Here is a 7,044-nt window from a genome sequence, read left to right on the forward strand (position 1 = left end):
CTGCATGGACCAGGCCATGGGCGAGACCGGGGTCGACGCCGAGCTGCGCGAGCGCCTGAAACGCAGCTTCTTCCAGACCGCCGACTGGATGCGCAACAGCCCGGGCTGAGACCAGCCTCAGCGCGTGGTGGGCGCGGCGTCGCGCAGCACCAGCGGGCCGTACCAGGCCTCGGCCGTGGTGGCCAGGTTGTTGGCGTCGGTCATCAGGCCGAGGGCCGTGAGCGGGCCGGGCGGGCGCTCGAAGGCCGCGAGGTAGTCGGCCCGCACATCGCGCTCGTGCTCCACCCAGCGCCCCAGTTGCCGCGGTCCCTGCTGCACCACCAGTTTGCGGATGCGCCGCGTGTGCGGGTTCTCGATCACCGTGCCCACGGGGTAGCGGCTGTCCCACACGTACATGAGGGTGGCGTAGGGCAGGGGCTCGCCGGTCATCAGTTGCGCCAGCTCCGAGAGCATGTGGTCGCGCCGGCTCCAGGTCTGGCGGTCGCCGTCGAAGCTCAGCATCACGCGGGCGACGGCATCATCGGCCTGCGGGTCTTTCATGTCGGCCTGCTCCAGCAGCGCGTCGGCCCACCACGAGAACCGCAGCCGCGCGCCCGGTGGCAAGTCCGCCGCCTTCAGGGGCAGGCGCATGAGGCTGTTGCCCGCGGCGCTGCGCGCGTGCACGGCCGGGCGGCCACCGTGCTCAGTGGCGCGGTAGTCGGTGGGGCGGCGGTTGCCGTAGCGGCGGTGCGTCCAGGGGCCGGCGGGCGCCAGGCCGTCGAACGAGCAGGCGCGGGCCCAGGCCGATCCGTCGACGCCCCCGTCGTCGGGTCCGGGCGAGGGCCCTGGCGCGGCGCAGCCCGCGAGGGCGGCGCCGGTGGCCAGCAGCCAGTGGCGGCGATCGGGGCGCAGGGGGTGGGAGGAAACCGGCATGGCGCGGATCATGCCGTGCGCCGGTGACAGCGGTCTCGTCCGGGCCGGCCGGCGGCGCCACGCGGGGCGGCGGGCGTGCAGGGCGTCACGCCGGGCGCAGCAGCACCACCAGGGCGCCCGCGCCGCCGTCGGCCGGGCGGGCCTGCACGAAGGCCAGCACTTCCTTCTTCTGCACCAGCCAGCGCAGCACCCGGCCCTTGAGCACCGGCGCGCGGCCTGGCGAGCCCAGGCCCTTGCCGTGCACCACGCGCACGCAGCGCAGGCCCTGCTGGTGGCTCTCGCGCACGAAGCGGCCGAGGGCTTCGCGCGCCTCGTCGGTGCGCAGGCCGTGCAGGTCGATCTCGCGCTGGATCGCCCAGCGGCCCTCGCGCAGCTTGCGCGCCACGTCCAGCCCCAGGCCGGGGCGGCGGTAGCTCAGCAGTTCGTCGGTGTGCAGCAGGGTTTCGACGTCGAACTCGTCGGACAGGGCCTCGCGCATCACGGCGGCCTCGTCGCGCTCGCGCTGCAGGGGCCGGGGCTCGGGCGGGCGGCGGGCGGGCTCGGCGCGGCCGTGCGCGGGCAGGCGTTCGACGGGGCCCACGGCGAGTTCGAACAGGCGGCGCTCGCGCTCGCGCCGCGCGGCGGTCAGGCGCTCGGCTTCGCGCTCGGCGGCCTCGCGCGCGCGGCGCTCGGCCAGCGCGTGGCGGATGGACTGGAGCTCGCTGAGGGCGTTCACCTTCATGGCCCGCATTGTCGGGCCGGGCCGCAGGCGCGTGGCGCGGGGCTCAGAGAAGCCCGAGCTGGGCCAGGGAGGCGGCGCGCTCGCGCGTGACCACGATGTGGTCGAGCACCCGCACGCCCACCAGGGCCAGCGCGTCGCACAGGCTGCGGGTGAGCGCCACGTCGGCCGCCGAGGGCTCGGCCACGCCGCTGGGGTGGTTGTGGGCCAGCACCACGGCGGCGGCCTGGTGGTGCAGGGCGCGCAGCACCACCTCGCGCGGGAACACGCTGGCCTGGTTGAGCGTGCCGCGAAACAGCTCCTCGAAGGCGATCAGGCGGTGCTGGCTGTCGAGCAGCAGCACGGCGAAGACCTCGTGCGGGCGGTCGCCGAGCTGCAGGCGAAGGAAATCGCCAGCCGCCGCCGGGTCGTTGAGCAGTTCGCGGGTCTTCAGCGGCTGGGCCAGGGCGCGGCGCGCGATCTCCATCACGGCCGCGATGAGCGCGCGCTTGGACGGCCCCAGCCCCTTGATCCGGCCGAGCGCCGCGGCGTCGGTGGCCACCAGGCCCGCGATGCCGCCGCAGGTGTCCAGCAGCTCCTGGGCGAGCTGCAGCACGTGCTTGCCGGCCAGGCCGGTGCGCAACAGCACGGCCAGCAGCTCGGTGTCGCTGAGGGCGTTCGCGCCGCGCGCGAGCAGTTTTTCGCGCGGTCGCGCGTCGCTGGGCAGGGCCTTGAGCCCGACCCCCGGATGGACTTGCATGCCTTGGCTCCCTGGGTGGCCGGCGCTTTTTACAATACGCGTTTCACCCCATCCCCCCGGGTGCATCGCCACCCCCGCCATGTCCCACGTCCAGCCCGGCTCCTTCCTGACCCTGCACTACCGCATGAGCGATGCGGGCGGCCAGGTCATCATCGATACCTTCCATGGCCAGCCCGCCACGCTGAGCCTGGGCCAGGGCGAGCTGTCGCCGGCCATCGAACAGCGCCTCATCGGCCTGGAGGAGGGCACGCGCACCGTCATCGACCTGGCGCCTGGCGAGGCCTTTGGCGAGCGCCAGCCCGAGATGCAGCAGTGGGTGGCGCGCAAGCTGCTCGACCAGCTGGGCGATCCGCTGGAGCGCTACGCCGTGGGCGACGTGGTGCAGTTCCCCACGCCCGACGGCACCGGCACCTATGCCGGGGCCGTGCGCGAGGTGCGCGAGGACGGCGCGGTGCTGTTCGATTTCAACCACCCGCTCGCCGGCCAGCCCGTGCGCTTCGAGGTGCAACTGATCGGGGTGCTGTGATGGCGTCGCTGCAAGACATCGTTTTGGCCGAGCCGCGGGGCTTCTGCGCCGGGGTCGACCGCGCGATCGAGATCGTCGAGCGCGCGCTGGCCAAGTTCGGCGCGCCCATCTACGTGCGCCACGAGATCGTGCACAACACCTACGTCGTCAACGACCTCAAGTCCAAGGGCGCGATCTTCATCGAGGACCTGGCCGACGTGCCGCCGGGCGCCACCCTGGTGTTTTCGGCCCATGGCGTGAGCAAGGCGGTGCAGAACGAGGCCGCGCAGCGCGGGTTCCAGGTTTTCGACGCCACCTGCCCGCTGGTGACCAAGGTGCACGTGGAAGTGGCCAAGCTGCACCGCGAGGGCTACGAGTTCATCATGATCGGCCACAAAGGGCACCCCGAGGTGGAAGGCACCATGGGCCAGCTCGACAGCGGCATCCACCTGGTGGAAGACGTGGCCGACGTGGCGCGCCTGAGCCCGGCGCTGGGCGACAAGCTCGCGGTGGTGACGCAGACCACGCTGTCGGTGGACGACGCGGCCGAGATCCTGGCCGCCGTGAAGGCGCGCTTTCCCCAGGTGCGCGAGCCCAAGCAGCAGGACATCTGCTACGCCACGCAGAACCGGCAGGACGCGGTGAAGCTGCTCAGCGCCCAGGTCGACGTGGTCATCGTGGTGGGCAGCCCCACCAGCTCCAACAGCAACCGCCTGCGCGAGGTCGCGCTCAAGCGCGGCACGCCGGCCCACATGGTGGACAGCGCCGACGAGTTGCGCCCCGAGTGGTTCGAGGGCCGCGCGCGCGTGGGCCTCACGGCCGGCGCCTCGGCGCCCGAGATCCTGGTGCGCCAGGTGGTCGACCGCATCAAGGCCTTCGGCGCCATATCCGTGCGCTCCATGGACGGCCTGTCGGAGACCGTCAAGTTCCCGCTGCCCAAGGGCCTCAAGCTCGGCGGCACCAGCGCCCCCTGATTCCTTCCACCGCCCCTTTTCCATGCTCGACATCGTTCAACTGCGCAAGGACCTGCCCGCCACCGTGGCCCGGCTCGAGACGCGCAAGCAGCCCCAGCCCTACCTCGACGTCGCGGCCTACCAGGCCCTCGAAGGCGAGCGCAAGACCTTGCAGACCCGCACCGAGGAGCTGCAGGCCCAGCGCAACAGCGTGTCCAAACAGATCGGCATGCTCAAGGGCAAGGGCCAGCACGCCGAGGCCGAGGCGGCCATGGCCCAGGTCGGCACCATCAAGGCCGAGCTGGAGGCCGGCGCCGCGCGGCTGGACGTGATCCAGGCCGAGCTGCAGGCCCTGCTGATGGCCGTGCCCAACCTGCCGCACGAGAGCGTGCCGGTGGGCGGCGACGAGTCGGGCAACGTGGAGGTGCGCCGCTGGAGCCCTGGCGGCAAGGGGCCGCGCGCCTTTGACTTCCCGGTGCGCGACCACGTCGACCTGGGCGCGCCGCTGGGGCTGGACTTCGAGACCGGCGCCCTGCTCTCGGGCTCGCGCTTCAGCTTCCTGCGCGGCCCGATCGCGCGCCTGCACCGCGCGCTCGCCCAGTTCATGCTGGACGTGCAGACCCTGGAGCACGGCTACACCGAGTGCTACACGCCCTACATCGTCAACCGCGAGGCGCTGGAGGGCACGGGCCAACTGCCCAAGTTCAAGGACGACATGTTCTGGGTCTACCGGGGGAGGGGCCCCGGTGATGCCGCAGCGGGTGGGGGCGATGAAGCCGCGGCCGAGCAGTACCTCATCTCCACCTCGGAGATTTCCCTCACCAACACCGTGCGCGAGCGCGTGCTGGCCGAGTCGGATCTGCCCATCAAGCTGACCGCGCACAGCCCCTGCTTCCGTTCGGAGGCCGGCAGCGCGGGCCGCGACACGCGCGGCATGATCCGCCAGCACCAGTTCGACAAGGTCGAGATGGTGCAGATCACCCACCCCGACCAGAGCTACGCGGCGCTGGAGCAGATGGTGGGCCACGCCGAGGCCATCCTGCAGAAGCTGGAGCTGCCCTACCGTGTGGTCGCGCTGTGCACGGGTGACATGGGCTTTGGCGCCGCCAAGACCTACGACCTGGAGGTCTGGGTGCCGGCGCAGGACACCTACCGCGAGATCTCGAGCTGCTCCAACTGCGAGGCCTTCCAGGCGCGGCGCATGCAGGCGCGCTTCAAGACCGCGCAGGGCAAGAACGAGCTGGTGCACACGCTCAACGGCTCTGGCCTGGCGGTGGGCCGCGCGCTGGTGGCGGTGCTGGAGAACCACCAGAACGCCGACGGCAGCATCACCGTGCCGGCCGCGCTGCGACCCTACCTCGGCGGGCTGGAGCGGCTGGCGGCGGAATAAGCGCCGCTTCGCCGCGCTGTTCCCGGCTTCACGGGGCGGCGGACGTGGGAGATTCCCTGGCGGTCATGTCGGCCGACGAAAGGAATCGCGCGTGTTGTCTTCCCAGTCCCCTTCCCCGGGCCCCTGGCTCGCCTCCCTGAGCCTGCGCACCAAGCTGCTGCTGATGGTGGTGGGCGTCGTGCTGGCCGGTTTCGCGGCCACGGTGGTATCGCTGACGCGCCAGGCGGGCCAGCTGCAGGAGAAGACGGCGCTCATGTACGCCGAGGAACTCGCGACGCGCAACGCGGCGCAGATCGGCGCCGAGCTCAACGCCACCATGACGGCCGCGCGCACCCTGGCGCAGTCGCTGGCTGGCTTGAAGGCGAGCGGTCGCGCCGACCGCGCGCAGGCCGACGCCTTGCTCAAGAGCGTGCTGGAGGGATCGCCGCAGTTCCTGGGCGTGTGGACTGCTTGGGAGCCCGACGCCTTCGATGGCCGCGACGCGGAGTTCGCGGGCAAGCCCGGGCACGACGCCTCGGGTCGCTACATCCCTTACTGGAACCGCGGCAGCGGCGTGGCGTCGGTGGAGGTCCTGGTGGACTACGACAAGCCCGGCGCCGGTGACTACTACCAGCTGCCCAAGCGCAGCGGCCAGGAGACGCTGATCGAGCCGTACAAGTACACCGTGGCGGGCAAGGAGGTGCTGATCACCACCACGTCCGTGCCCATCGTGATGGGCGGCCGCCTGGTCGGCGTGGCGGGCATCGATGTGGCGCTGTCCAGCCTGCAGGACAAGGTGGGCGCGATCCGCGTCTACGACACCGGCTACGCCAGCCTGCTGTCCGCGGGCGGCCTGTTCGTGGGCGACCGGGATCCCGCCAACGTGGGGCGCGAGCTGACGGCGGCCGACGAGCGCGAGCCGCTGAACGCCTCCCTGCGCGATGGCCGGGTGGTGCGGGTCAACCACGAAGACCCGCGCCTGGACACCGAGGTCACGCGCATCTACGTGCCGGTGCAAGTGGGCAAGGACCGCTCGCTCTGGGCCTTTGCCGCCACCGTGCCGCAGGACCGCATCCTGGCCGAGGTGAACGCCTTGCGCGTCACCGCCGGGACGCTGGGCGCCGTCTCGGTCGCGCTGGTCTCGCTGGGCCTGCTCTGGGCCCTGCAGCGGCTGGTGCTGCGCCCGCTCGGCGGTGAGCCGGCCGAGGCCGTGGCGGTCAGCGAGCGCGTGGCGCGCGGCGATCTGGGCCAGCCCGTGCCCGTGCGCCCGGGCGATCAGCACAGCCTGATGGCCCAGCTGGCGCGCATGCAGCGCGACCTCGCGGGCGTGGTGGCGCGCGTGCGCCAGGGCGCCGAGGCGGTGGCCACGGCCAGCTCGGAGATTTCGCAGGGCAACCAGGACCTCTCGGGCCGCACGGAAGGCCAGGCCAGCGCGCTGGAAGAGACGGCCGCGTCCATGGAACAGCTGGGCACGGCGGTCGGCCAGAACGCGGGGCACGCGCGCGAGGCCGATCAGCTCGCGCGCTCGGCCAGCGAGCTGGCCGAGCAGGGCGGCGCGGCCGTGCAGCGGGTGGTGGACACCATGGGCGACATCAACGCCGGCTCGCGCAAGATCGCCGACATCATCGGCGTCATCGACGGCATCGCCTTCCAGACCAACATCCTGGCGCTGAACGCTGCCGTGGAAGCGGCGCGCGCGGGCGAGCAGGGCCGCGGCTTCGCGGTGGTGGCCAGCGAGGTGCGCCACCTGGCCACGCGCTCGGCCCAGGCCGCGCACGAAATCAAGGCCCTGATCGGCAGCAGCGTGGACAGCGTGGACCAGGGCACCGTGCTCGTGAACGAGGCCGG

General features: G+C 72.3%; 7 protein-coding genes and 1 pseudogene. 5 read left to right on the plus strand and 3 right to left on the minus strand.

Annotated features, from left to right (window positions below):
* Positions 1-109 (plus strand): annotated as a pseudogene (locus tag BGO22_RS17555) (globin); the annotation flags it as partial.
* A gap of 8 nt (positions 110-117) precedes the next feature.
* Here the strand turns inward: BGO22_RS17555 and BGO22_RS17560 are convergent.
* From BGO22_RS17560 to radC, 3 genes are all read right to left on the minus strand, one after another.
* Positions 118-912 (minus strand): DUF3047 domain-containing protein, encoded by a 795-nt coding sequence (locus BGO22_RS17560; RefSeq protein WP_070399226.1) that lies wholly within the window; start codon positions 910-912, stop codon positions 118-120.
* 85 nt (positions 913-997) lie between these two features.
* Positions 998-1,642: a Smr/MutS family protein gene (locus BGO22_RS17565; RefSeq protein WP_070399046.1), complete on the minus strand. Its 645-nt coding sequence runs from the start codon at positions 1,640-1,642 to the stop codon at positions 998-1,000.
* A 34-nt stretch (positions 1,643-1,676) separates the two neighbouring features.
* Positions 1,677-2,369 carry a RadC family protein gene (radC, locus tag BGO22_RS17570; RefSeq protein ID WP_070399045.1) on the minus strand — a complete coding sequence of 231 codons (693 nt, stop codon included), beginning with the start codon at positions 2,367-2,369 and terminating at the stop codon, positions 1,677-1,679.
* A 79-nt stretch (positions 2,370-2,448) separates the two neighbouring features.
* On the opposite strand from radC, the gene BGO22_RS17575 reads away from it, so the two are divergent.
* The 4 genes from BGO22_RS17575 to BGO22_RS17590 all read left to right on the plus strand — a co-directional run.
* Entirely contained in the window at positions 2,449-2,895 is a 447-nt protein-coding gene (locus BGO22_RS17575; protein WP_070399044.1) for an FKBP-type peptidyl-prolyl cis-trans isomerase, read from the plus strand.
* Positions 2,895-3,848, plus strand: coding sequence for a 4-hydroxy-3-methylbut-2-enyl diphosphate reductase (ispH, locus tag BGO22_RS17580; protein ID WP_070399043.1), 954 nt, complete (start codon positions 2,895-2,897; stop codon positions 3,846-3,848). The genes BGO22_RS17575 and ispH overlap by 1 nt, the downstream gene beginning before the upstream one ends.
* Positions 3,849-3,870: 22 nt before the next feature.
* A complete protein-coding gene (serS, locus tag BGO22_RS17585) occupies positions 3,871-5,217 on the plus strand; it encodes a serine--tRNA ligase (RefSeq protein ID WP_070399042.1) in 1,347 nt (448 codons plus the stop codon).
* A 91-nt stretch (positions 5,218-5,308) separates the two neighbouring features.
* The coding region (locus BGO22_RS17590) for a methyl-accepting chemotaxis protein (protein ID WP_286852001.1) at positions 5,309-7,044 on the plus strand (1,736 nt) is incomplete at its 3' end.

Source organism: Hydrogenophaga sp. 70-12 (genome assembly GCF_001897365.1).
Classification (GTDB): Bacteria; Pseudomonadota; Gammaproteobacteria; order Burkholderiales; family Burkholderiaceae_C; genus Hydrogenophaga; species Hydrogenophaga borbori.

Coding starts and splice junctions, on each gene's coding strand:
- BGO22_RS17560 (WP_070399226.1), bottom strand. CDS start 912: ATGCCGGTTTCCTCCCACCCCCTGCGCCCCGATCGCCGCCACTGGCTG.
- BGO22_RS17565 (WP_070399046.1), bottom strand. CDS start 1,642: ATGCGGGCCATGAAGGTGAACGCCCTCAGCGAGCTCCAGTCCATCCGC.
- radC (WP_070399045.1), bottom strand. CDS start 2,369: ATGCAAGTCCATCCGGGGGTCGGGCTCAAGGCCCTGCCCAGCGACGCG.
- BGO22_RS17575 (WP_070399044.1), top strand. CDS start 2,449: ATGTCCCACGTCCAGCCCGGCTCCTTCCTGACCCTGCACTACCGCATG.
- ispH (WP_070399043.1), top strand. CDS start 2,895: ATGGCGTCGCTGCAAGACATCGTTTTGGCCGAGCCGCGGGGCTTCTGC.
- serS (WP_070399042.1), top strand. CDS start 3,871: ATGCTCGACATCGTTCAACTGCGCAAGGACCTGCCCGCCACCGTGGCC.